General features: G+C 71.1%; 20 protein-coding genes, 1 tRNA gene and 1 riboswitch. Of the genes, 14 read left to right on the top strand and 7 right to left on the bottom strand.

Translation table 11 applies throughout. The features are described 5' to 3' along the window. Nucleotides 1-156 precede the first annotated feature (156 nt). Both OG332_RS17640 and OG332_RS17635 read left to right on the top strand, forming a co-directional pair. Nucleotides 157-780 (top strand): SurA N-terminal domain-containing protein, encoded by a 624-nt coding sequence (locus tag OG332_RS17640; protein ID WP_327414376.1) that lies wholly within the window; start codon nucleotides 157-159, stop codon nucleotides 778-780. Between the two features lie 28 nt (nucleotides 781-808). Continuing rightward, nucleotides 809-1,825, top strand: coding sequence for a nucleoside triphosphate pyrophosphohydrolase (locus OG332_RS17635; protein ID WP_327414375.1), 1,017 nt, complete (start codon nucleotides 809-811; stop codon nucleotides 1,823-1,825). Nucleotides 1,826-1,837: 12 nt separating this feature from the next. Here the strand turns inward: OG332_RS17635 and OG332_RS17630 are convergent, their stop codons facing one another. Then, on the bottom strand, nucleotides 1,838-3,058 hold the full coding sequence (locus OG332_RS17630; protein ID WP_327414374.1) for a globin domain-containing protein: 1,221 nt from the start codon (nucleotides 3,056-3,058) through the stop codon (nucleotides 1,838-1,840). Between the two features lie 121 nt (nucleotides 3,059-3,179). Between OG332_RS17630 and OG332_RS17625 the strand changes: the two genes are divergently transcribed. The 9 genes from OG332_RS17625 to OG332_RS17585 all read left to right on the top strand — a co-directional run bounded on the left by OG332_RS17625 (nucleotide 3,180) and on the right by OG332_RS17585 (nucleotide 13,739). Then, the gene (locus tag OG332_RS17625) at nucleotides 3,180-4,487 is read left to right on the top strand and encodes a cytochrome P450 family protein (RefSeq protein WP_327414373.1); all 1,308 of its coding nucleotides are present in this window, start codon (nucleotides 3,180-3,182) and stop codon (nucleotides 4,485-4,487) included. A gap of 70 nt (nucleotides 4,488-4,557) precedes the next feature. Beyond that, nucleotides 4,558-5,562, top strand: coding sequence for a transglycosylase family protein (locus tag OG332_RS17620; RefSeq protein WP_327414372.1), 1,005 nt, complete (start codon nucleotides 4,558-4,560; stop codon nucleotides 5,560-5,562). A gap of 279 nt (nucleotides 5,563-5,841) precedes the next feature. After that, a riboswitch (cyclic di-AMP (ydaO/yuaA leader) is annotated at nucleotides 5,842-6,014 on the top strand. A gap of 3 nt (nucleotides 6,015-6,017) precedes the next feature. Continuing rightward, nucleotides 6,018-6,719 (top strand): transglycosylase family protein, encoded by a 702-nt coding sequence (locus OG332_RS17615; protein ID WP_327414371.1) that lies wholly within the window; start codon nucleotides 6,018-6,020, stop codon nucleotides 6,717-6,719. A gap of 273 nt (nucleotides 6,720-6,992) precedes the next feature. Next, nucleotides 6,993-8,279, top strand: a complete 1,287-nt coding sequence (gene eno, locus OG332_RS17610) for a phosphopyruvate hydratase (RefSeq protein ID WP_327414370.1) — start codon at nucleotides 6,993-6,995, stop codon at nucleotides 8,277-8,279. A gap of 100 nt (nucleotides 8,280-8,379) precedes the next feature. Further along, nucleotides 8,380-8,868, top strand: a complete 489-nt coding sequence (locus OG332_RS17605; protein WP_327414369.1) for an FtsB family cell division protein — start codon at nucleotides 8,380-8,382, stop codon at nucleotides 8,866-8,868. Nucleotides 8,869-8,948: 80 nt separating this feature from the next. Further along, nucleotides 8,949-9,491, top strand: coding sequence for a DUF501 domain-containing protein (locus OG332_RS17600; RefSeq protein ID WP_327414368.1), 543 nt, complete (start codon nucleotides 8,949-8,951; stop codon nucleotides 9,489-9,491). Next, nucleotides 9,488-10,429: a Ppx/GppA phosphatase family protein gene (locus OG332_RS17595; protein ID WP_327414367.1), complete on the top strand. Its 942-nt coding sequence runs from the start codon at nucleotides 9,488-9,490 to the stop codon at nucleotides 10,427-10,429. Before OG332_RS17600 ends, OG332_RS17595 begins: the two co-directional genes overlap by 4 nt. A gap of 390 nt (nucleotides 10,430-10,819) precedes the next feature. Beyond that, nucleotides 10,820-12,196, top strand: coding sequence for an NAD(P)/FAD-dependent oxidoreductase (locus tag OG332_RS17590; RefSeq protein ID WP_327414366.1), 1,377 nt, complete (start codon nucleotides 10,820-10,822; stop codon nucleotides 12,194-12,196). A gap of 145 nt (nucleotides 12,197-12,341) precedes the next feature. Continuing rightward, nucleotides 12,342-13,739, top strand: a complete 1,398-nt coding sequence (locus tag OG332_RS17585; RefSeq protein ID WP_327414365.1) for a cyclopropane-fatty-acyl-phospholipid synthase family protein — start codon at nucleotides 12,342-12,344, stop codon at nucleotides 13,737-13,739. 80 nt (nucleotides 13,740-13,819) lie between these two features. Here OG332_RS17585 and OG332_RS17580 read toward each other — a convergent pair whose 3' ends face one another. Together OG332_RS17580 and OG332_RS17575 are read right to left on the bottom strand one after the other, a co-directional pair. Then, nucleotides 13,820-16,369: an ABC transporter permease gene (locus OG332_RS17580; protein WP_327414364.1), complete on the bottom strand. Its 2,550-nt coding sequence runs from the start codon at nucleotides 16,367-16,369 to the stop codon at nucleotides 13,820-13,822. 59 nt (nucleotides 16,370-16,428) lie between these two features. Then, complete coding sequence (locus OG332_RS17575) at nucleotides 16,429-17,193, bottom strand: ABC transporter ATP-binding protein (protein ID WP_327419270.1); 765 nt, start codon at nucleotides 17,191-17,193, stop codon at nucleotides 16,429-16,431. Nucleotides 17,194-17,606: 413 nt separating this feature from the next. Here OG332_RS17575 and OG332_RS17570 point away from each other — a divergent pair. Both OG332_RS17570 and OG332_RS17565 read left to right on the top strand, forming a co-directional pair. Next, nucleotides 17,607-17,688 (top strand) — tRNA-Leu (locus OG332_RS17570). Nucleotides 17,689-17,834: 146 nt separating this feature from the next. Continuing rightward, nucleotides 17,835-18,686, top strand: a complete 852-nt coding sequence (locus tag OG332_RS17565; protein ID WP_327414363.1) for a Bax inhibitor-1/YccA family protein — start codon at nucleotides 17,835-17,837, stop codon at nucleotides 18,684-18,686. A gap of 118 nt (nucleotides 18,687-18,804) precedes the next feature. Here the strand turns inward: OG332_RS17565 and OG332_RS17560 are convergent, their stop codons facing one another. Further along, nucleotides 18,805-19,035, bottom strand: coding sequence for a DUF4287 domain-containing protein (locus OG332_RS17560; RefSeq protein ID WP_319721871.1), 231 nt, complete (start codon nucleotides 19,033-19,035; stop codon nucleotides 18,805-18,807). A gap of 101 nt (nucleotides 19,036-19,136) precedes the next feature. On the opposite strand from OG332_RS17560, the gene OG332_RS17555 reads away from it, so the two are divergent. Further along, the gene (locus tag OG332_RS17555) at nucleotides 19,137-19,481 is read left to right on the top strand and encodes a hypothetical protein (RefSeq protein WP_327414362.1); all 345 of its coding nucleotides are present in this window, start codon (nucleotides 19,137-19,139) and stop codon (nucleotides 19,479-19,481) included. On the opposite strand, the gene OG332_RS17550 is transcribed toward OG332_RS17555, so the two are convergent. From OG332_RS17550 to OG332_RS17540, 3 genes are all read right to left on the bottom strand, one after another. Further along, nucleotides 19,465-20,280 carry a hypothetical protein gene (locus OG332_RS17550; RefSeq protein ID WP_327419269.1) on the bottom strand — a complete coding sequence of 272 codons (816 nt, stop codon included), beginning with the start codon at nucleotides 20,278-20,280 and terminating at the stop codon, nucleotides 19,465-19,467. The genes OG332_RS17555 and OG332_RS17550 overlap by 17 nt on opposite strands. Before the next feature lie 324 nt (nucleotides 20,281-20,604). After that, entirely contained in the window at nucleotides 20,605-21,825 is a 1,221-nt protein-coding gene (locus OG332_RS17545; protein WP_327414361.1) for an acetyl-CoA C-acetyltransferase, read from the bottom strand. Nucleotides 21,826-22,087: 262 nt separating this feature from the next. Continuing rightward, entirely contained in the window at nucleotides 22,088-23,122 is a 1,035-nt protein-coding gene (locus tag OG332_RS17540) for an SGNH/GDSL hydrolase family protein (protein ID WP_327414360.1), read from the bottom strand. Between the last annotated feature and the right edge of the window lie 4 nt (nucleotides 23,123-23,126).

The following is a 23,126-nucleotide window of genomic DNA, read 5'->3' as shown; positions in this document are numbered from 1 at the left end:
CCGGGGGACCGAAGGATGGCCGCCAGATGAACGCGCACCCCGACACCTCGGGAATCGTTGGTCGAACCGGTGGCTCCGACCACTCCGACTGCATACCATCGATCACCGCACGGCCCTTGTGCACCGACGCACAATCTCCCGGCCCTGGAGGCTCCTTTGCACCGTCGCACAGCGCTCTCCGTCTCAGCCGCCCTGCTCCTGGCGACGCCCCTGCTGTCCGCCTGCTCGGGCGAGTCCCGGCCCGGCACCGCGGCCGTCGTCGGCGGCGAACGGATCACCACCTCCGCCCTCCAGGCCCAGGTCAACGACGTCCGCGCGGCGCAGAACCGGACCGGGCAGGCCGCCGCCGAACTCATCGCGAGCACCCCCAACCTGGAGCGCCAGAAGCTCGACTCGATGCTCCAGAGCCACGTCATCGACAAGATGGCCGGGACCGCCGGGATCTCCGTCTCCGCCAAGGAGATCGAGGACGAGCGCGAGGCGTACGTGGAGGAGAACAAGGGGACCGAGCAGTTCGAGGCACTGCTCCTGCAGAAGGGCGCCATGGCCCCCGGCCAGGTCGACCGCTTCCTGCGGGACCGGGTCCTGCTGACCAAGCTGACCGCGAAGTACGGCCAGGGGAAGCTGGAGGAGCCCGCCCGGGCCGCCGCGACCGACCTGCACATCGAGGTCAACCCGCGCTACGGCGCCTGGGACGTCAAGCAGATCAAGCTCGGCGCCGGGGAGACCCCCTGGATCGCCCAGCGGACCCAGCCCGAGCAGGCACCCGCCGGAGCCTGACGCGCCCGGCCGGAGGTAGGTTCGGAGGGTGACCGAGCACTCCGAGCCCACCGCCGCCGAGCCCACGGGCCGCATCGTCCTGCTGACCACCAGCCACCGGGTCGCCCCCGGCGTGCTGTCCTGGCCGGCGTGGCAGACCCTGCACGCCGCGGACCGGGTGCTGTGCGCCGACCCCGGCCACCCGCAGCTGCCGTACCTGCGGGAGGCGGGCATCGAGGTCGCGTTCGGGACCCCGGACGCGCACGAACTGGTCGAGGCCTGCGCGGGCGGCCGTACGGTCGTGCTGCTCCCGAGCGGGGAGGGCGACCGGCGCCTCACCGACGGGCTGGCCCGGCTGGCCGGCTCCGGCCGCGTCTCCATGCCCGACCTGGAGCTCCTGCCCGGCTCGTACGACCTGCCCGGCGCGCGCCTGCTCGACCTGGTCCAGGTGATGGACCGGGTCCGGCGCGAGTGCCCGTGGACCTCGCAGCAGACCCACAAGGGCCTGGCCAAGTACGCCATCGAGGAGGCGTACGAACTCGTCGAGGCCATCGAGGACGGGGACCGGGAGGAGCTGCGCGAGGAGCTCGGCGACGTCCTGCTCCAGGTGGTCTTCCACGCCCGGATCGCGGAGGAGGGCGGCGGCGGGGACGGCGAGGACGGCGAGGACGCCGCCGGGGCCTTCTCCATCGACGACGTGGCCGGGACCCTCGTGGAGAAGCTGATCCGCCGCCACCCGCACGTCTTCGGCGACGCGGAGGCCGAGACCCCGGAGGACGTGAACGCGCACTGGCAGCGCACCAAGGCGGTGGAGAAGCAGCGGGAGTCGGTCACCGACGGGATTCCGGTGGGCCAGCCCGGACTGGCGCTCGCGGCCAAACTCGCGGGCCGGGTCCGTACGGGCGGTGTGGCCGTGGAGCTGCCCCGCGGCGAGGGGATCGGGTACGAACTGCTGGCGCTGGCGGCACGTGCCGAGGCGGCGGGGACCGACCCCGAGACCGCACTGCGCGCGGCGGCCCGCGTCTACCGGGACGCGATCCGCGCCGCCGAGGGCGTCGGCGAGTAGAACCGGCGGGGTTCAGCCGGTCCCGTGGTCCCGGGGCGCGCGGCCCGCGGGGTTGTGCCAGTGCGGCGACGGACGGTTCAGGAACCACTCGCCGAAGCCCAGCGGGCGGCCTCCGGGCCCCTGGCCCTTGCCGGCGGCGGGTACGGAGTCGTGGAAGAGGCGGCCGGGGCGGGCGCCCAGCTCCTGGAGGAGGTGGGCGGTCTCCTCGATGAACGGCGGCGGGCCGCTGAGGTAGACGTCCTGGTCCGGCCACATGCCGCGGTGGCCGAGCGCGGTCGCGAGCCGGGCGGTGGCCTGGTTGCGGTGCTGCCCGGGGGCGGGCGTGATGTAGGTGACGCCGAGCCAGCGGCAGGAGGCGGCGTACGCGTCGATGAGCGGGCGGTCGTAGAGGTGTGCGCCGTCCCGCGCCACCACGAAGAGCCGTGCGTCCTGATCGGGAGGGTGTTCCGCGAGGTCCTCCAGCATGGCCCGGATCGGCGCCCAGCCGGTGCCGGCGGCGATGAAGCTGACGGGGCGGTCGGCGCGGCGGAAGGTCAGCCGCCCGCCGGCGGCGCCGAGCCGCAGGACGTCGCCCGGCTGCGTCTCGCGGACCAGGGCGGTGCTGAGGCGCCCCTGGTCGATCCGGCTGACGTGGAGGTCGACGGTGCCGTCGGGGCGTGGGGCGTTGCCGATGGAGTAGGTGCGCCACGTCGTCGGGACCCGCTCGCTGCTCACGCTCGTGTACTGGCCCGGGAGATAGGGGAAGGGGGCGTGTGGCCGCAGCGTCAGCACGCCGATGTCCGGCCCGTACCGGAGGTGGCGCACGACCTCCGCATCCCACCACGGCGGGTCCTCGCTCGCGTCGGCGCCGGCGATCATCGCGTCGGCGATCACCTGGTAGGCCTCGGCCCAGGCCTTCTCCACCCGCGGGGTCCAGGACTCCCCGGAGGTCTCGGCGAGGGCGGCGAGGAGGCTGCAGCCCACGGCCGCGTAGTGCTCGGGGCGGGCCAGGAACCTGCGGTGGTCGCGCCCCAGGTCGCGTAGATAGGGGAGGAGGCTCTCGTCGTCGAGATGGGCGATCACGTGGGTGAGCGCGGCGAAGAGACGGTCCCGCTGCCGCTCCATCTCCTCGAAGGAGGCCGGGAAGAGGTCACGGATTCCGGGGTTGTGCCAGAAGAGGTGGGAGTAGAAGAACTTGACTGCGTGCTCGGCCCGCCTCTCCACCACCGCGAAACTGCTTTTCAAGATCCTCACGTCCACAAAACCGAAAGTAGGAATGTCGGAGGAGGTGAGGTCAAGTGATGGGTGATCTGCGGACAGTCGCGACGAACGGGCCATATGGGATGACGGTCCGGCGCCGGGATACGGTCGTGCCGTGCATGAGCAGACCCCCGCAGATCCCGCCGACACCCCTTCCGCCGAGGGCCCGACCCTCTTCGACTGGGAGTTCGCGACCGACCCCTACCCGGCCTACGCCTGGCTGCGCGAGCACTCCCCGGTGCACCGCACCAAACTCCCCAGCGGGGTCGACGCCTGGCTGGTCACCCGGTACGCCGACGCCCGCCAGGCCCTCGCCGACCAGCGCCTGAGCAAGAATCCGGCGCACCACGCGGAGCCCGCGCACGCCAAGGGCAAGACCGGGATCCCGGGTGAGCGCAAGGCGGAGCTGATGACGCACCTGCTCAACATCGACCCGCCGGACCACACGCGGCTGCGCCGGCTGGTGTCGAAGGCCTTCACCCCGCGCCGCGTCGCCGAGTTCACCCCGCGGGTGCAGGAGCTCACCGACCACCTGATCGACGCCTTCGCCGCGAAGGGGGAGGCGGACCTCATCCACGAGTTCGCCTTCCCGCTCCCCATCTACGCCATCTGCGAGATGCTCGGCGTACCGCGCGAGGACCAGGACGACTTCCGCGACTGGGCCGGGATGATGATCCGCCACGGTGGCGGTCCGCGCGGCGGGGTCGCCCGGTCGGTGAAGCAGATGCGGACCTATCTCGGCGAACTCATCCACCGCAAAAGGGATGATCTGGGCAATGACCTCATCTCCGACCTGATCCGGGCGAGCGACCACGGCGACCACCTCACGGAGGCCGAGGCCACCGCCATGGCCTTCATCCTGCTCTTCGCCGGCTTCGAGACGACCGTGAACCTCATCGGAAACGGGGTCCACTCCCTCTTCGTGAACCCCGGCCAGCGCGAGCGCCTCCAGCGCTCCCTCGCCGCCGGCGAGACCGGGCTGCTGGCCACCGGGGTCGAGGAACTCCTGCGCTACGACGGCCCCGTGGAGCTGGCGACGTGGCGGTTCGCCACCGAGCCGCTGACCCTCGGCGGGCAGCGGATCGAGGCCGGGGACCCGGTCCTGGTCGTCCTCGCGGCCGCCGACCGCGACCCCGAGCGCTTCGCGGAACCGGATACGCTCGACCTCTCCCGGACCGACAACCAGCACCTCGGGTACGGGCACGGCATCCACTACTGCCTGGGCGCTCCGCTCGCGCGACTCGAAGGACAGACGGCACTCGCGACCCTGCTGACGCGTCTGCCCGATCTGGAACTCGCTGTTCCGCCCCAAGACCTGCGCTGGCGCGGGGGGTTGATCATGCGAGGGCTACGTACTCTTCCCGTTCGGTTCACGGATCAAAACACTTGCACGGCTTCTGATGAAAAGTCAGATCCCGCTTGAACTTGTGACAATCGTTCCGGGGCCGCTAGGTTCTGCCGTTGCCCCGCTGTTATGCGAAAGGTGCACCCTCATGCGTTCCGGGAACGGCCGCCACAGACGCCCCCGCCAGGTCCCCGCGCTGGTAGTCACAGCCGGAGTCACTGGCTCCGCGCTGGCTCTGCCGCTGCTAGCCGCCACCAATGCCACCGCTGCCGACACCGCGACCTGGGACAAGGTCGCCGAGTGCGAGAGCGGCGGCTCCTGGAGTGCCAACTCCGGCAGCGGCGCGTACGGCGGGCTGCAGTTCACACAGGAGGAGTGGAAGGACGCCGGCGGACTCGACTTCGCCGAGCGGGCCGACCTCGCGAGCCGGTCCCAGCAGATCGCCGTGGGCGAGCGGGTGCTGGCCTCTCGGGGGCCGCAGGCGTGGCCGCTGTGCGCCACCTCGGCCGGTCTGGAGCAGCAGGGCCCCGCCGCCAAGGTGGACCCCGGTCTGCCCGGCACCTCCGGCCCGATCGCCCCCTCGCCGTCCCGCCCGGACGACGCCGTGCCGTCCACCACCGGCGGCGAGCCGGCCAAGGACTTCGGCGCCCCGACCCACGCGGCGCCCAGCCCGACCGGCAGCCCCTTCCTGATCCCCGACGCGCCGTCCGTCGGACTGCCCGTCATGCCGGCGCCGGACGTCCCGACGACGCCTCCCGTCGACCCGTCCCAGCCGGTGCTCCCGGGCACCCCGGGCACCACGCCGCTGCCGCCCGTCGACCCGACGGCTCCGACCCTCCCGGTGGACCCCTCGTCGCCCACGACCCCGCCCGCCACCCCGGGGGCGACCCCGGCCGACCCGGCCGCCCCGGGTGCGACTCCGGGTGAAGGCGTCGGCAAGCACCGCGGCGCGCCCGCGGCCGAGGCCCCCGTCCCGTCTGACGCCGCGTCGAAGCCCACGTACACGGTGCAGGAGGGCGACAACCTGGCGACCATCGCGGTTGCCAAGGGAGTCAAGGGGGGCTGGAGCGGGCTCTACGAGGCCAACGAGCAGGTCATCGGCGAGGACGCCAACCTGATCAAGCCCGGACAGAACCTGGATCTAACCACGTAATAAGGACACTTCAGGCACCCGGAAAGAGCTGATTGTCGGTTATCTGTAAGTGAGACATGTGTCTCTTCCGGTCAACTGGCGTGTCCCACCCCGGGGCTTCCGCAAACCCCGCCCTCACCTGCGCAAACACCCCTGCGGGGCGCGCAAGTAGGGGCCCCCTCTCCCCGATGTTCCTCGTTGAACATCGGGGAGAGACCTGTCTACCTTCTGAATCGCCCGCCACCGCGGGCTCCTTCGACCGCATCGCCGAATCCTGCCGGCGGACGGGGGGAACAGTCGTCGCGTCAAGCGCCGAAGGCAGGAGCGGGGGAACCAAGGTAGGTGCCGGGAGCGGCCGTTGAGAGACGGTCACGCCACCGGCTAGGGGTTAAGACGTGCGCTAGGTCGCACGGCCGGGCAACTCACTCGCCCGAACCCGACAGCTCACCTCGCAGGCGTCGGTGAGGAGAAACTCCATGCTGCTTTCCGGCAAGGGCAAGCACCGTCGCGGTTCCAAGGCCGTCCGCATCGTCACGCTCGCCGGTGTCGCCGGTGTGGCCGTCGCCGCCCCCCTGATGGCCGCGGGCACCGCCAGCGCCGCCACCGCGTCCGAGTGGGACAAGGTCGCGCAGTGCGAGTCCGGTGGCAACTGGTCCATCAACACGGGCAACGGCTACTACGGCGGACTGCAGTTCTCGTCCGGCACGTGGGCCGCGTACGGCGGCAAGTCGTACGCCGTGCAGGCCAACCAGGCCTCCAAGTCCCAGCAGATAGCCGTCGCCGAGAAGGTCCTCAAGGGCCAGGGCAAGGGCGCCTGGCCGAGCTGCGGCAAGGGTCTGTCGAACTCCTCCTACACCGGTGGCGGCACGGAGGGCTCGACGCAGAACAAGCCGAAGGCCGACTCGAAGAAGACCGAGCAGAAGGTCGCCCCCAAGGCCGCGCCGAAGAAGGAGACCAAGCGCTCCGAGGCCCCGACCACCCGCTCCGAGCGCCCCGCCGTCCCCGAGGCCCCGAAGACCGGCAACGGCTCGTACGAGGTCAAGCCCGGCGACACCCTGGGCACCATCGCCGAGGCCAATGGCGTCAAGGGCGGCTGGGAGAAGCTCTTCGAGCTGAACAAGGACATCGTCTCGGACGCCGACCTCATCTTCCCGGGTCAGAAGCTGAAGCTCAGCTGAACACTGCGGCAATAGCCGCAGGAGCGTGCGCAACGCACAGCATCACCCCCGCCCGGCGCGTCTGCCCCCACGCGCCGGGCGGCGGTGTGTGTGCCGGATGACGGGCGAAATCGCGAGACCTATGTCCCGGAAGAGGGGTATTCGGTCCCTTTTTCGTCCCAGGGGTCGGGCGGTCGGGCGGTCGAGTGCTCCGGGCCGGTTAGGCTCTAAGCGGCAAGGCCGTCCCACGGCCTGACACGCCACCGCACACCCAGCGTCACATCCCAGAAGGAGATGCTCGTGCCGTCCATCGACGTCGTCGTAGCCCGGGAAATCCTGGACTCCCGAGGCAACCCCACGGTCGAGGTCGAGGTGGGCCTCGACGATGGCAGCACCGGCCGTGCTGCAGTTCCGTCCGGCGCCTCCACCGGTGCATTCGAGGCCATCGAGCTCCGTGACGGTGACCCCAACCGTTACTTCGGCAAGGGTGTCGAGAAGGCCGTCCTCGCCGTCATCGAGCAGATCGGCCCGGAGCTCGTCGGCTACGACGCCACCGAGCAGCGCCTGATCGACCAGGCCATGTTCGACCTGGATGCCACCGACAACAAGGGCTCGCTCGGCGCCAACGCCATCCTCGGCGTCTCCCTCGCCGTCGCGCACGCCGCGTCCGAGGCCTCGGACCTTCCGCTCTTCCGCTACCTCGGCGGTCCGAACGCGCACCTGCTGCCCGTTCCGATGATGAACATCCTCAACGGTGGGTCGCACGCCGACTCCAACGTGGACATCCAGGAGTTCATGATCGCCCCCATCGGCGCGGAGTCCTTCTCCGAGGCGCTGCGTTGGGGTGCCGAGGTCTACCACACCCTCAAGAAGGTCCTGCACACCAAGGGCCTCTCCACCGGCCTGGGCGACGAGGGCGGCTTCGCGCCGAACCTGGAGTCCAACCGCGCCGCGCTCGACCTCATCGTCGAGGCCATCAAGCAGGCCGGCTACACCCCGGGCAAGGACATCGCGCTCGCGCTCGACGTCGCCGCGTCCGAGTTCTACAAGGACGGCAAGTACGAGTTCGAGGGCCAGTCCCGCTCGGCCGCCGAGATGGCCGAGTACTACGAGGAGCTCGTCTCCGCGTACCCGATGGTCTCCATCGAGGACCCGCTGTACGAGGACGACTGGGCCGGCTGGAAGACCCTCACCGACAAGCTGGGCTCCAAGGTCCAGATCGTCGGCGACGACCTCTTCGTCACCAACCCCGAGCGTCTGGCCCGCGGTATCGAGGAGGGCTCCGCGAACGCCCTGCTCGTCAAGGTGAACCAGATCGGTTCGCTGACCGAGACCCTGGACGCCGTCGAGATGGCCCAGCGCAACGGCTTCAAGTGCATGATGTCCCACCGCTCCGGTGAGACCGAGGACGTCACCATCGCCGACCTCGCCGTCGCCGTGAACTGCGGTCAGATCAAGACCGGCGCCCCGGCCCGCTCGGACCGCGTCGCCAAGTACAACCAGCTGCTGCGCATCGAGGAGATCCTCGACGACGCCGCGGTGTACGCGGGCCGCAGCGCCTTCCCGCGCTTCAAGGGCTAATCACCCCCCTGAGGGGCTGGCCTCCGTACGTCCCCGCACTCGGTCCCGTACCGTGTGCGGGGACGTATTTGCGTAGTGCGTACACAGGGGAGGCGGACCAATGGCCGGGAACCGGGATCGGTTCTCCACCTTCTCCACCGCGACCAGGCTCAAGCAGCTCGGTGAGCGGACCGCCGCCCACGTCTACCGCTCGCAGTCGCGCCGGCAGGTCCGCCGCAGCCGGCTCACCGGCCGGGCCGCGCTCCTGGTGCTCGTCCTCTGTACCCTGGTCGTCGCCCTCGCGTATCCGATGCGCCAGTACGTCTCCCAGCGCACGGAGATCGCGGAGCAGCAGCGGGCGGCCGCCACCGCGCGGGTCCGCCTGGAGCGGCTGCGCGACGAGAAGGCCCGCTGGCAGGACGACGCCTACGCGGAGCAGCAGGCGCGCAGGCACCTGCACTTCCTGCGCCCAGGGGAGATCGGCTACATCATGAGCGACCCCGGGGCCCAGCCCCCGGAACCGCACCGGACGGGCCAGGCCGGCTCCGACCGGCCGTGGTACTCGAACGTCTGGGACGGCGTCGACAAGGCCGACCGGCCCGGCGACTGAAGCGCACCCCGGCGCGCCGGCGCGCCGGCACCCCAGCACCGCAGCACCCATCCACGAGAACGAAGAGACTTCCTCCAGGCATGCAGACGCCCCCGCCCCAGACCGACCGGACCGAGCCGACCGACGCGGACATCGAGGCGTTCGAGCAGCAGCTCGGCCGCCCGCCGCGCGGGCTGCGCGCCATCGCGCACCGCTGCCCCTGCGGGCAGCCGGACGTGGTGGAGACCGCCCCGCGGCTCCCCGACGGCACCCCCTTCCCGACGCTGTACTACCTGACGTGCCCGCGCGCGGCCTCCGCGATCGGCACGCTGGAGGCCAACGGCGTGATGAAGGAGATGCAGGCCCGGCTCGCCGAGGACCCGGAACTCGCCGCCGCCTACCAGGCCGCGCACGAGGACTACATCCGGCGCCGCGACGCCATCGAGGTGCTCCAGGGATTCCCGAGCGCCGGCGGGATGCCCGACCGGGTGAAGTGCCTGCACGTGCTGGTCGGGCACTCCCTGGCCGCGGGCCCGGGCGTGAACCCGTTCGGCGACGAGGCCCTGGCGATGCTGCCGGAGTGGTGGGCCAAGGGCGCGTGCGTCACCCCGTGCGGCGAGAAGAAGGACGAGGAGTCCCGGTGACCCGGGTCGCCGGCATCGACTGCGGTACGAACTCCATCCGGCTCCTCGTCGCGGACTGCGACCCGGCCACCGGTGAGCTGGTCGAGCTGGACCGGCGGATGACCATCGTCCGCCTCGGCCAGGGCGTGGACCGGACCGGGCGCCTCGCCCCGGAGGCGCTGGAGCGCACCTTCGCGGCCTGCCGCGAGTACGCGGCGGTCATCAAGGAACTCGGCGCGGAGCGGGTGCGCTTCGTGGCCACCTCCGCCTCCCGGGACGCCGAGAACCGCGACGAGTTCGTCCAGGGGGTCCTGGACATCCTGGGCGTCGAGCCCGAGGTGATCTCCGGCGACCAGGAGGCCGAGTTCTCCTTCACCGGCGCCACCAGGGAACTCGTGGCGCACGACCACCTGGAGCGGCCGTTCCTGGTGGTGGACATCGGCGGCGGCTCGACCGAGTTCGTGGTCGGCGAGGACCACGTGCGCGCCGCCCGCTCGGTGGACGTGGGCTGCGTCCGGATGACCGAGCGTCACCTGGTGGTGGACGGGGTCGTCACCGACCCGCCGGACCCGGAACAGATCGCCGCCATGCGGGCCGACATCGAGACCGCCCTCGACCTGGCGGCCGAGACGGTCCCGCTGGCCGAGGCGCGCACCCTGGTGGGCCTGGCCGGCTCGGTGACCACGGTCGCCGGGATCGTCCTCGGCCTGCCGGAGTACCTCTCCTCGGAGATCCACCACTCGCGGATCTCCTACGAGCAGGTCCGCGAGGTCAGCGAACGGATGCTGACGGCGACGCACGCCGAGCGCGCGGCGATCCCCGTGATGCATCCGGGCCGGGTGGACGTGATCGGCGCCGGCGTGCTGGTCCTCCTGGCGATCATGGAAAGGACCGGCGCCACCGAGGTCATCGTGTCCGAGCACGACATCCTCGACGGAATCGCCTGGTCCATCGCCTGAACGACCTTCGAACCAGGGGTTGAGGGGTCTTCGGACCCGTGATCCACATCAACTTCGTGAAGTTCTTCACAAGGAAAAGGGGTCTGCGGGGTCGATGGAAGGGCCGTTTGGGTCCTTCCGGAGGCCCTCAGGTCCTTTTCTGCGTGTGTTCGTGCGATCGGCGGACGCTGCGGGTTCCGTGTCAGAGGTACCGACGAACCCCGGTGGTCCAGTCCGGTTGAAGCCTTGGAGGCCAGTTCAGGACGGGTGAACAACGACTCCCGTTACACGGTGGTTCCCGTTGCGCGCCATGACGTCCGTCACGTGGGCGGCGGAGTGTAGCAGAGGCCCCCCGACTCCTTGTGAAGGGGCTCACGAGCGGCACCCCTTTGGGTGCTGGATACTCGTTCCATGAGCACCACGGAGCGTCCCAGGATCCTCGTTGTAGGAGGTGGGTATGTAGGCCTGTACGCAGCCAAGCGCATCATGAAGAAGATGCGCTACGGCGAGGCGACCGTCACGGTCGTCGACCCGCGCTCGTACATGACCTACCAGCCCTTCCTCCCTGAAGTGGCCGCAGGCAGCATCTCGCCTCGGCACGTCGTCGTCCCGCTGCGACGCGTGCTGCCCAAGGCAGAGGTTCTCACCGGCCGGGTCACCAGCATCGACCAGGACCGCAAGGTCGCCGTCGTCACGCCGCTGGTCGGCGAGGCGTACGAGCTGCCCTTCGACTACCTGGTGATCGCGCTCGGCGCCGTCTCCCGCACCTTCCCGATCCCCGGCCTCGCCGAACAGGGCATCGGCATGAAGGGCGTCGAAGAGGGCATCGGTCTGCGCAACCACGTCCTCGAGCAGCTCGACAAGGCCGAGTCCACGACGGACGAGAACGTCCGCCGCAAGGCCCTCACCTTCGTCTTCGTCGGCGGCGGCTTCGCCGGTGCGGAGACCATCGGCGAGGTCGAGGACATGGCCCGCGACGCCGCGAAGTACTACTCCACGATCAAGCGCGAGGACATGCGCTTCATCCTGGTCGACGCGGCCGACAAGATCCTTCCCGAGGTCGGGCCCAAGCTCGGCACCTGGGGCAAGGAGCACCTCGAGTCCCGCGGCATCGAGATCTACCTCAACACCTCCATGGACTCCTGCGTGGACGGCCGCGTGGTGCTGAAGAACGGCCTCGAGGTCGACTCCAACACCATCGTCTGGACCGCCGGCGTCAAGCCGAACCCGGTGCTGGCCCGCTACGGCCTGCCGCTGGGCCCCCGCGGCCACGTGGACGCCCAGCCGACCCTCCAGGTCACGGGCACGGACTACATCTGGACCGCCGGCGACAACGCCCAGGTTCCGGACGTCGCCGCCCGCAAGGCCGGCGTCGAGAACGCCTGGTGCCCGCCGAACGCCCAGCACGCGCTGCGCCAGGCCAAGGTCCTCGGCGACAACGTCATCTCGGGCATGCGGGGCTTCCCGCAGGCCGAGTACTCGCACTCCAACAAGGGTGCGGTGGCGGGCCTCGGCCTCCACAAGGGCGTCGCGATGATCGTCATGGGCAAGACGAAGATCAAGCTCAAGGGCCGGCTCGCCTGGTACATGCACCGTGGCTACCACGGCATGGCCATGCCGACCTGGAACCGCAAGATCCGCGTCTTCGCCGACTGGACCCTCGCCATGTTCCTCAAGCGCGAGGTCGTCTCGCTGGGTGCTCTCGAGACCCCGCGCGAGGAGTTCTACGAGGCCGCCAAGCCCGCCCCGGCTCCGGCCGCCACGGCCCAGAAGGCCAAGGCTTCCTGACCCGGCGCCAGCCGGCAGGACCCTGAGCAGTACCTGCACGTCCCCGAAGGGGCCGCCCGCCATCCGTGGTGCGGGCGGCCCCTTCGGCGTACTCGGGCCCCGGGATGGGTAGACGGAGGGGTCGGAGCTTTTGTGGAGGTGCGCCATGACCGACGCCGCGCCGCGGCTGGCCGCTGTTGCCGAGACCCTGCTGGGTGCCCCGCTGCCGGTGCGCGTCCGGGCCTGGGACGGCAGCGAGGCCGGTCCGCCCACCGGCCCCGTGCTCGTCGTCCACGACCGCCGCGCCCTGCGGCGGGTGCTGTGGAAGCCCGGCGAGCTGGGCCTGGCCCGCGCGTGGGTGGCGGGGGAACTGACCGTCGAGGGCGACCTGTTCGCCCTGCTGGACCACGTGGCGGGGGTCCTTTGGGAACGGCCCCCGCAGGACGGTCCGCCGCCCCCCGCCGGCCGCAGCGGGCCGCTCGCGGCCCTGGGGGGCCTCGCCCGGCGCGTCGGACCGGCCCGCCCGCTCGCCGTGCCGGAAGCCGCCCGGCTGCTCCGGGACCCGGCGCGGCGGGCCGCCATACGGGAGCTGATCGCGCTCGCCGGACCGCTGCCGCCGCCCCCGCCCCCCGCCGAGGAGGCGGCCCGGCGCGGCGGGCCGCGCCACAGCAAGGGCCGCGACCGCCAGGCCATCAGTCACCACTACGACGTCGGCAACGACTTCTACGAGCGGGTGCTCGGCCCCTCGATGGTGTACTCCTGCGCCTACTGGAGCCCCGGCTCCACCCTGGAGCAGGCCCAGCGGGACAAGCTCGACCTGGTCTGCCGCAAGCTCGCCCTGCAGCCCGGCGGCAGCCTCCTCGACGTCGGCTGCGGCTGGGGCTCCATGGCGCTGCACGCCGCCCGCGAGTACGGGGTCCGGGTCACCGGCGTCACCCTTTCGCGGGAGCAGGCCGCGTACGGCCGCAAGCGGGTCGCCGAGGAGGGCCTGGCCGATCTCGTCGAGCTGCGCATCCAGGACTACCGGGACGTCAAGGACGGCCCGTACGACGCGATTTCCTCCATCGGGATGGCCGAACACGTCGGCGCCGACCGCTACCGGGAGTACGCCCGCACCCTGCACGCCCTGCTGCGCCCCGGCGGGCGGCTGCTGAACCACCAGATCGCCCGCCCGCCGGAGCCCGACGAAGAGGTGTACCGGATCGACGAGTTCATCGACGCCTACGTCTTCCCCGACGGCGAGCTCTCCCCGCTCGGCACCACCGTGGGCGAGCTGGAGCGGGCCGGCTTCGAGGTCCGCGACGTGGAGGGGCTGCGCGAGCACTACGCGCTGACCCTGCGGGCCTGGGTGGCGCGGCTGGAGGAGCACTGGGACGAGGCGGTACGGCTCACCTCGCCGGGCCGGGCCCGGGTCTGGCAGCTCTACATGGCGGCCTGCGCGCTCGGCTTCGAGCACGGCCGGCTCGGGGTCAACCAGGTGCTCGCCGTGAAGCCCTCGCCCGCCGGCAAGTCCGGGCTGCCGCTGCGGCTGCGCACCTGGGGGGTGCAGGGCAAGAGGGCGTAGCGGAAACGTATGCGCACAACGGGACAGGGCCCCGGGGCTTGTCGCCCCGGGGCCCTGTCCCCCCGCCGTCCCGCGTCCCGTTACTCGGTCTTGATGGCGGTCAGCATGTTCAGGCGGGCGGCGCTGCGGGCCGGCCACATGGCGGCCAGCACGCCGACCACGGCGGCCAGCAGGAGGAAGATGCCGATCCGGTCCCACGGGAGGACCAGCTCGTAGCTGGGCATGGCCTTGGCCAGCGTGGTGCCGACCGCCCAGGCGAGGAAGACGCCGATGGCGACGCCCAGGACCGCTCCGAAGAGGGAGATCACCACGGCCTCCAGGCGGATCATGTTCTTGACCCGGCTGCGGTCGAGGCCGATCGCCCGCAGCATGCCGATCTCCTGGGTCCGTTCGAAGACGGACATGGCCAGGGTGTTGACGACACCGAGCACCGAGATGATCAGTGCCATGCCGAGCAGGCCGTACATGATGTTCAGCATCGTGTTGATCATGCCGCCCATCTCGTTGCGCATGTCCTGCCGGGTGGCGACGTTGATGGCCGGGTTCTTGCCCAGGGCGTCGACGACCTTCTGCTGGCCGGCCTTGGACGCCCCGCCGTCGACGTTGACGTACACCTCGCGGATGTACGGCTCCTCGCTGTGCGGGCTGAGGATCTTGTCGTCGATGACGTACGGGGAGAGCAGGCCCTCCATGTCCGTGTAGACCGCGCCGACCTTCAGGGAGCCCTTCTCCCCGTCCTCGTACTGGACCTGGAGCGTGGAGCCGACGCTGAGCTTCTGGTCCTTGGCCGTCTTCTCGGCGACCGCCAGCTCACCCCTGCCTAGGCTGTCGAGCGAACCGCTGAGGACCTCCACGTTGAGCAGCTGGCCGATGGTGGCGGGGTTGACGCCGGAGGCCGACCGGAAGCTCTCGCCGACCATGAAGTAGCCGGCGGTCTGCGGGGAGACGGCCTTGATCCCGGGGGCCTTGGCCAGGGTCTCGGCCACCGACTTGTCGAGGCCGCCCACGTCGCCGGCCATGGAGACCCGGTAGTCCGCCTTGAGCTTCTCGGTGCTCATGCGGTCGACGACCTTGCCCACCGTGATGCCGAGCACCGACAGGGTCGTGACCAGGGTCAGGCCGATCGCGAGGGAGGCGGCGGTGACGGCGGTGCGGCGCGGGTTGCGGACGGCGTTCTGGGAGGCCAGCTTGCCGGGGACCCCGAACACCTTCTGCAGCAGCGGGCGGACGGCCCCGATGACCGGCTTGGAGAGCAGCGGCAGCAGCACGATCATGCCGATGAGCATGAAGAAGGCGCCCGCGCCGATGGTCATGCGGCCGGAGTCGCCGCCCGAGGACACGCCGAGCAGGACGAGGCCGATGCCGAGGACGCTGATGATCGAGCCGAGGACGTTGCGCACGACCAGGGACTTCGCGGTGGCCGGCAGGTGGGCGCTGCCCATGGCGGCGACCGGGGCGATCCGGCCGGTGCGCCAGGCCGGCAGCAGGGCGGCGAGGGTGGTGACGAGGACGCCGATGACCAGGGCCGCGATGACGGTGCCCGGGGCGATCACGAGGTCGCCGCCCGGCAGCTTGGCACCGAAGGAACCGATCGCGGAGCGCATGGCGACCGCCAGGCCGACACCGCTGATCAGGCCGATGACGGCGGACACGACGCCGACGACCAGGGCCTCGGCCAGCACCGAGCGCATAACCTGACCGCGGTTGGCGCCGACGGCGCGCAGCAGGGCCAGCTCCTTGGTGCGCTGGGTGACCAGCATGGTGAAGGTGTTGTAGATCAGGAAGATGCCGACGAAGAGCGAGATGCCGGCGAAGACGAGCAGCATGGTGCCCATCTGGCCGAGGCCCTTCTCGATCTGCTTGGCCTGCTCCTCGGCGAGCGCCGCGCCGGTCTGCGCCTTGGTGTGCTCGTCGATGAGCGGCTTGATGTCGGCGAGCAGCTTGTCGGCGGAGGTGCCGTCCTTGGCGCCGACCGACAGCTCCTGGAAGTAGCCGGGCTTGAGGTAGAGCTCCTGGGCGACCTTGGTGTCGAAGAGCACCAGGCTGCCGCCGGCCTGGACGGCGCCGTCCTCGGTCGTGAAGACGCCGGCGAGGGAGTACTCCTTGACCGGGCCGTTGGTGGCCACGCGGACCTTGTCGCCGACCTGGTACTTGCCCGCGTCGGCGGTGGCCTTGTCGAGCGCGACCTCGTCGGCCTTGGCCGGGCCCGCGCCCTGTATGAAGGCGTAGCGCGGGTCCTTGCCGTCCTTGACGGGGGTGTAGTTGCCGCCCTTGTTGGACCAGCCGGAGCCGATCAGCTTGCCGTTCTCGTCACCCACGCCGGCGAAGCCGGAGACGCGGCCGGAGACGGAGTCGACGCCCGGGAGCGCCTTGACCTTGTCGAGGGTCTGCTGGCTGAGGCCGGGCTCGCCCTCCTTCTGTCCGTTCTCGTCGCGGCCTTGGCCGTACGAGGTGACGGAGACGGCGACTCCCTCGTAGTCCTTGGCGCTCTGGCCGGAGAGGGACTTCTTGAGGGTGTCGGTGAAGACGAGGGTGCCGGAGACGAAGGCGACGCCGAGGGTGACGGCGAGCACCGTCATCAGCAGCCTGGCCTTGTGCGCGAGGACGTTGCGCAGGGCGGTACGGAACATGGGGGATCTCAGTCCTGGGGCTGGAAGTCTGGAGGAGGGCCGGGGAGGGAGATCCCGGGTCAGCTGGTGCGGCCCTTGGCGTCGAAGGCCTTCATGCGGTCGAGCACGCCGTCGGCGGTGGGCCCGTACATCTCGTCGACGATCCGGCCGTCGGCCAGGAAGATGACGCGGTCCGCGTAGGAGGCGGCGACCGGGTCGTGGGTGACCATCACGACGGTCTGGCCGAGCTCGCGCACCGAGTTGCGCAGGAAGCCGAGTACCTCGGCGCCGGAGCGGGAGTCCAGGTTTCCGGTGGGCTCGTCGCCGAAGATGATCTCGGGGCGGGAGGCCAGGGCGCGGGCGACGGCCACGCGCTGCTGCTGGCCGCCGGAGAGCTGGGTGGGGCGGTGGGAGAGGCGCTCGGAGAGGCCGACCATGCTGATCACGTTGTCCAGCCACTGCTTGTCGGCCTTGCGGCCGGCGATGTCCATGGGGAGCGTGATGTTCTCCAGGGCCGTCAGGGTCGGGAGCAGGTTGAAGGCCTGGAAGATGAAGCCGATCTTGTCCCGGCGCAGCTGGGTGAGCTGCTTGTCCTTGAGGCTGCCCAACTCGGTGTCGCCGATCCGGACGGAGCCGGCGGAGAAGGTGTCCAGGCCGGCGACGCAGTGCATCAGCGTGGACTTGCCGGAGCCCGAGGGGCCCATGATCGCGGTGAACTGTCCCTGCGCGAAGTCCACGGAGACGTTGTCCAGGGCGACCACCTGGGTCTCGCCCTGGCCGTACACCTTGGAGAGGCCGGTGGCGCGGGCGGCCACGGCCTGGGCGGTGTGCGGGGCGTAGTTCATGGTGGTCACGGGACGGCTCCTCGATCTGCGGTGCGGGGACGGTTCCATCCTCGCCGCGGGTACCCCCGCTCCGGATCAGCCGCCGAGCTTGTTTCCCGGCCCACTGGAGTCTGACGGAGGGGGTGTGCGCCTCCTCCTCTGGTATGACAGGAGCCCTGATCGGAGGGGCGGTGTCCCGGGGTGGCGGGCAGGGTGGCGCGCGGGGTGGCGCGGGCCGTCGAAATCCCGTCAATCCCGTACACGTGGTGATCGGCGCCCAGAACGGGCCGACCGTGCATTCTCGGGCCTGACGATCCCTCAAGCGCCAATAAAATCAGACAACATCGGATTGACGGCCGGTCAGCGGCGACGGCGTTCCGGATAGGCTCGGATCAAGCGTCGAAAGGCTTTTTCCACGGGGGCCGCCACGCCCTGCCCGGATGGTGGAATGCAGACACGGCGAGCTTAAACCTCGCTGGCCTTCGGGCCGTGCCGGTTCAAGTCCGGCTCCGGGCACTCCGCAGCTCTCGCGAGGCTCGCGCCTTTATCCCCTGCGCTTCGCCCTGCCTTCTTCTAAGATCCTCCTCCAGCAGTAGGGTGCTTTCTTTGCGAGCACATTACTCTTGTTGCAAGGCCGCGCTCGGCGGCCACGGAGGAGTGAGATGAGGAGCAGTAACCCGGTCTTCTCGCGACGGGGGTTCAGCCGCGACAACGGTGGCTACGCGGGCGTTGAAGCGCCGCAGCACCAGCAGGCCGGGACCAACCCGTACGCGACGAACCCGTACGCGACCGACCCGGCCACGGGTATGCCGCAGGCGCCGGCGCGCGCCAACGCGATGACCATGGACGACGTCGTGAGCCGTACGGCCATGACGCTCGGCACGCTCATCGTGACGGCGACCCTCTCCTGGGTCTTCCTGCCCGTCGACGCCGCCAACGTCAACAAGTCGTACGGCATCGCCATCGGCGCGATGCTGGTCGCGTTCGTCTTCGCGATGATCCAGTCCTTCAAGCGCAAGCCCTCCCCGGGCCTGATCCTGGCCTACGCGGCCTTCGAGGGCGTCTTCCTCGGGGTCATCAGCGCCGCCGTCAGCACCTGGCTGGGCGCCGGTGTGGTCGTCCAGGCCGTGATGGGCACGATGTGCGTCTTCGCCGCCGTGCTCCTCGGGTACAAGATGGGCTGGATCCGCGTCACCCGCCGCTTCTACGGCTTCGTGATGGCTGCGGCCCTGGGCTTCATCCTCCTGATGCTCACGAACACGCTCTTCGCGGTGTTCGGCGGCGGTGACGGCCTCGGCTTCCGCAGCGGCGGCCTCGGCCTGCTGTTCGGTGCCATCGGCGTCATCCTCGGCGCCTGCTTCCTCGCCCTGGACTTCAAGCAGGTCGAGGACGGCATCACCTACGGCGCCCCGCGCGAGGAAGCCTGGCTGGCGGCGTTCGCCCTCACCATGACCCTGGTGTGGATCTACGTGGAGATGCTGCGCATCTTCTCGATCCTCTCGGGCGACGACTAGCAGGACCCGCAGGCCGCCACGGCCTGCGCGCGGTACCCGCAGCACGGGGAAGGCCCTGCGAGCACACGGCTCGCGGGGCCTTCCCGCGTTCAGGGGGTACGGGGGTCGGGGGAGGGGTTCAGCCGAACCGGCGCGCGGCTCTGCGCAGGTCGTACTCGTGGATGATCGCCTTGGCCTGGCCGTACGACAGCTCGTGCGCGCCGCGGAGCCAGCTGACCTTCTCCTCGAACCGGACGAGTGAGGGGCCTTCGTCGACGGCGCGGAGCCAGTCGGAGACCTCACGACCGGTGGTCTGGGGGATTCTGTCGATCATGTTGCGGTGTGTCTGCTCGGAGAACTCTACGGACATGGGCGCCTCCGGAGGTATCGCCGTGCTGTTCTCTTCACGCCACCGTGCCGGAGAGTTCGCCCGTTGGCAATGGTGCCCGGGCGGCGCGTAAGGTCGGCCGGGTGCTTGATACTTCGCCCCTGACCGCCGTCGTGGAACGTTTCGCCGACCGGCTGCGGGCCGCGCCGCAGAGCCGCCTGCAGCAGGGAGCCGCCGCCGCGGCCCTGGAGCTGGCCCGCGAGCTCTCCGTACGGGCGCAGCAGCTGGAGACGCCCGGGCAGCCGCCGCGGGAGCTGCCGGACGCGGGCATCTTCGTCGTCGGGGACCAGGTGGCGGTGGCCGGCCTGGACCTCGCCGAGGCGCTGCGCGCCGCCGCCGACGCCCCGGACGGCGCGACGGCCCCGTCCGAGATGCTGGACGAGGCCGTGGGGCTGGTGGAGCAGGCGGAGATCAGAGCGATGCGATGACGCGGTCCGCGAGGATGTAGACGTTGCTGTCGGGGTCCTCGGAGTCACCGCAGGAGAAGGTCAGCGCGTAGGCGCCGGAGATGCCCGAGCCGCCGAGCAGGACCGGGGCGGTGCCCGAACGCAGGGCCTCGGCGAGGCGCTCCGCGGTCTCCCGGTGCCCGGGGGTCATGCACAGCGTCGTGCCGTCGGTGAAGACGTACACGTCGAGCGTGCCCAGCGGGCCGGGGCGGACGTCCGCGAGGGCCGTACGGGCCTCCGCGAGCTCCTCCAGGCGGTTGACGGTGCGCTCGTGGTCCGCGCCGGGGTGCGAGGCCTGGACCGGTACGAAGTCGGGGTGCGAGGGGTGGCGCCGGCGGGCGGCGGCCAGCTCGGCCGAATCCTCGGGGTAGCCGGGGAGCTCGTCGAGGGCGTCCTCGCCCAGGACGGGCTCCAGGCCCACCATGTCGGCCTGCCGGGGCAGGAAGACGGGGCTGTCCTCGCCGAGCCCGGCCAGGCCGCCCAGCAGCGACGGGGCGTCGGCGGCGTCACGGGCCTCCTGCGCGGCCCAGAAGGCGCGCGCCTCGGCCAGCTCGCGCTCGCGCTCCTCGGCGAGGGCTTCGGCCACGGCGGCTCGTATCTCCGCGGCGGGGGACTCCACGGCGCTGCGGGCGTGCGGGACGGTCGCACCGCGGTGGTGGACCGGCGCAGCCAGCTCAGTGCGCAGGGCGGTGACCTGCTTGCGCAGACCGTGGACGGCGTGCAGCGCAGCAGCGCCCACGGCCGCGGCAGCGGCCGTGGTCAGCAGCAGGGCAAGAGACATGGCGCTCACTGACTAACTCCTGAGGTGATTCGATCCCCCGACTTCCTACATCAGAGTGTCCCGACCTGGGAATGGCGTGCAGTGCATTACGTCACGAATTGGACAGGGCTTTGGTCACATCCGCACCACTCGTACCGCCGCTGACCTGCGCACATGCCAATCCCCCAGGAGATAGGTCACATCCTGGGGGAGATTCGGTCACGGGTCGGCCGCGAAGGGATTAGATCCGGTGTCAGTACGCCGCAAGGGATCCGGCCGGATCCCTTGCGGCGCCTGGGGTCCACTCTTGATCAGTTCGCTCTGGATCGGTTCGAACCAGCAGGTTTAGCTCAGGCGCTCGATGACCAGGGCCATGCCCTGCCCGCCGCCGACGCACATCGTCTCGAGGCCGAACTGCTTGTCGTGGAACTGCAGGCCGTTGATCAGAGTGCCGGTGATCCGGGCACCGGTCATCCCGAAGGGGTGACCGACGGCGATGGCCCCGCCGTTGACGTTCAGCTTGTCGAGGGGGATCTCCAGGTCGCGGTACGACGGGATGACCTGGGCCGCGAAGGCCTCGTTGATCTCGAAGAGGTCGATGTCGCCGACCGTCAGGCCGGCCCGCTTCAGGGCCTGCTTCGACGCCTCGACCGGGCCCAGGCCCATGATCTCGGGGGAGAGGGCGGTGACGCCGGTGGAGACGATCCGGGCCAGCGGGGTCAGACCCAGCTCACGGGCCTTGGTGTCGCTCATGATGACCAGCGCCGCGGCGCCGTCGTTGAGCGGGCAGCAGTTGGCGGCCGTGACCAGGCCGTCGGGGCGGAAGACGGGCTTGAGGCCCTGCACGCCCTCCAGGGTCACGCCGGCACGCGGACCGTCGTCGGTCGAGACGACCGTGCCGTCCGGGGTGGTGACCGGGGTGATCTCGCGGGCCCAGAAGCCGTTCTTGATGGCCTCTTCGGCGAGGTTCTGCGAGCGCACGCCGAACTCGTCCATGTCCTGGCGGGTCACGCCCTTGAGGCGGGCCAGGTTCTCGGCGGTCTGCCCCATCGAGATGTACGCGTCGGGGATCAGACCGTCCTCGCGCGGGTCGCGCCAGGAGGAGCCTTCGCTCTGCGCGACGGCGGCCGTACGGGTCTCCGCATCGCCGAAGAGCGGGTTGTGCGTGTCCGGCAGGCCGTCCGAGGAGCCCTTCGCGAACCGGGAGACCGTCTCGACGCCCGCGGAGATGAAGACGTCGCCCTCGCCCGCCTTGATGGCGTGCAGCGCCATGCGGGAGGTCTGCAGGGAGGAGGAGCAGTAGCGGGTGATCGTGGTGCCCGGCAGGTAGTCCATGCCCATCTGCACGGCCACGATGCGGGCCAGGTTGTGACCCTGCTCGCCGCCGGGAAGGCCGCAGCCGAGCATCAGGTCGTCGATCTGGCGCGGGTCCAGCTCGGGGATCTTGGCGAGGGCGGCCTGGATGATCGTCGCGGTCAGGTCGTCCGGGCGGACGTCCTTGAGGGACCCCTTGCCGGCGCGCCCGATGGGGGAGCGGGCGGTGGAAACGATGACGGCTTCGGGCATCGGGACTCCAAGGGGTGCGTCGTTGCGGGACCGCATGCGAAGTTACCGCCCCGTACGGTCGAGGTCACCGGCTGGGGGGTGTGATGCCGGTCGCTCCCGCGGGGTATGCGGTCACGGGCCGGGGTCGCTGCGTATCGACCGGCGCGGCGCCGCTGCTGGGGCCCTGCCCCAGACCCCGCGCCTCAAACGCCGGCGGGGCTGGATCGGAGACGCCGGCGGGGCTGGATCGGAGACGCCGGCGGGGCGGGACGGGGCGCAGCGGTCAGGCCGGGCCGGAGACGCCTGCGGCGGTCCCCGTGCCGGAGCCGGCCGCGGGGGTCGGGTCCTCGCCCGCCACCCGGCGCCGGCGGCGGTGCTTGAGCAGGACCCACGGGCCGCGGGCGGCCGTGACCTCCGTACCCGCCTGGCCCGCGGCGGCGGACGCGGCCTTCGCCACCGGAAGCATGTCCTCGTCCCGGGACACGTCCAGCCGGTCCGACTCCGGCCACAGGCCGAGGACCGCGCACAGCGTCGGCAGCACGGCCATGGCGGCGGTCGCGTACCCCTCCGCCGACGGGTGGTAGGAGTCCGGGCCGAACATCTCGCGCGGGTTCGCGGCGAACTCCGGGCCCAGCAGGTCACCCATGGAGACGGTACGGGCGCCCAGCGCGACCACTCCTATGGTCTGCGCGGCGGCCAGCTGGCGCGAGACCCGCCGGGCCATCCAGCGCAGCGGCTGGTACACCGGCTCGATCGTGCCCAGGTCCGGGCAGGTGCCCACGACGACCTCGGCCCCCGCCATCCGCAGCCGCCGCACGGCCGAGGTCAGGCAGCGCACGGACTGGGTCGGCGGCATCCGGCGCGTCACGTCGTTCGCGCCGATCATGATCACGCACACGTCCGGGGCGCGTCCCGCGTCGTTCAGCAGCAGCCCCACCTGCCGGTCCAGGTCGTCCGACATGGCCCCCGACAGGGCCACATTGCGCAGCTCCACCGGCCGCTCGGCCACCGCTGCCAGCCCGGACGCCAGCAGGGCCGCCGGAGTCTGCCGGGCGCGCCGTACGCCGAGTCCCGCGGCCGTGGAATCGCCCAGCATGCCCAGGCGCAGCGGGCCCGGGCTCTGCTCGGGGCCGCCGAACTCGCTCCCGTAGAGCCCGTCGGCGCGCGGCGGCTCGCCCAGCCCGGTGCCCACCGTCCGCTTGGCGAACTGCACCTCGGCCAGTACCAGCCCCACCGCGGCGGCCCCGACCAGTCCGAGTCCGCCCCCGCCGTACGCTGCCCCCGCCGCGATCCGGCGGGCCGTTCTCGCCCTGGACACCCTT

This window comes from Streptomyces sp. NBC_01233 (assembly GCF_035989305.1).
Taxonomy (GTDB): Bacteria; Actinomycetota; Actinomycetes; order Streptomycetales; family Streptomycetaceae; genus Streptomyces.
Note: the sequence above shows the minus strand (reverse complement) of the source record. Positions and strands in the feature narration are given on the sequence as shown.

Bases quoted from the DNA above. Each gene is read 5' to 3' on its own strand.
- OG332_RS17585 (WP_327414365.1), top strand. From the start codon at position 12,342: ATGACCGACGCCGCGCCGCGGCTGGCCGCTGTTGCCGAGACCCTGCTG.
- eno (WP_327414370.1), top strand. From the start codon at position 6,993: ATGCTCGTGCCGTCCATCGACGTCGTCGTAGCCCGGGAAATCCTGGAC.
- OG332_RS17565 (WP_327414363.1), top strand. From the start codon at position 17,835: ATGAGGAGCAGTAACCCGGTCTTCTCGCGACGGGGGTTCAGCCGCGAC.
- OG332_RS17545 (WP_327414361.1), bottom strand. From the start codon at position 21,825: ATGCCCGAAGCCGTCATCGTTTCCACCGCCCGCTCCCCCATCGGGCGC.
- OG332_RS17605 (WP_327414369.1), top strand. From the start codon at position 8,380: ATGGCCGGGAACCGGGATCGGTTCTCCACCTTCTCCACCGCGACCAGG.
- OG332_RS17590 (WP_327414366.1), top strand. From the start codon at position 10,820: ATGAGCACCACGGAGCGTCCCAGGATCCTCGTTGTAGGAGGTGGGTAT.
- OG332_RS17575 (WP_327419270.1), bottom strand. From the start codon at position 17,193: ATGAACTACGCCCCGCACACCGCCCAGGCCGTGGCCGCCCGCGCCACC.
- OG332_RS17560 (WP_319721871.1), bottom strand. From the start codon at position 19,035: ATGTCCGTAGAGTTCTCCGAGCAGACACACCGCAACATGATCGACAGA.
- OG332_RS17620 (WP_327414372.1), top strand. From the start codon at position 4,558: ATGCGTTCCGGGAACGGCCGCCACAGACGCCCCCGCCAGGTCCCCGCG.
- OG332_RS17550 (WP_327419269.1), bottom strand. From the start codon at position 20,280: ATGTCTCTTGCCCTGCTGCTGACCACGGCCGCTGCCGCGGCCGTGGGC.
- OG332_RS17580 (WP_327414364.1), bottom strand. From the start codon at position 16,369: ATGTTCCGTACCGCCCTGCGCAACGTCCTCGCGCACAAGGCCAGGCTG.
- OG332_RS17600 (WP_327414368.1), top strand. From the start codon at position 8,949: ATGCAGACGCCCCCGCCCCAGACCGACCGGACCGAGCCGACCGACGCG.
- OG332_RS17615 (WP_327414371.1), top strand. From the start codon at position 6,018: ATGCTGCTTTCCGGCAAGGGCAAGCACCGTCGCGGTTCCAAGGCCGTC.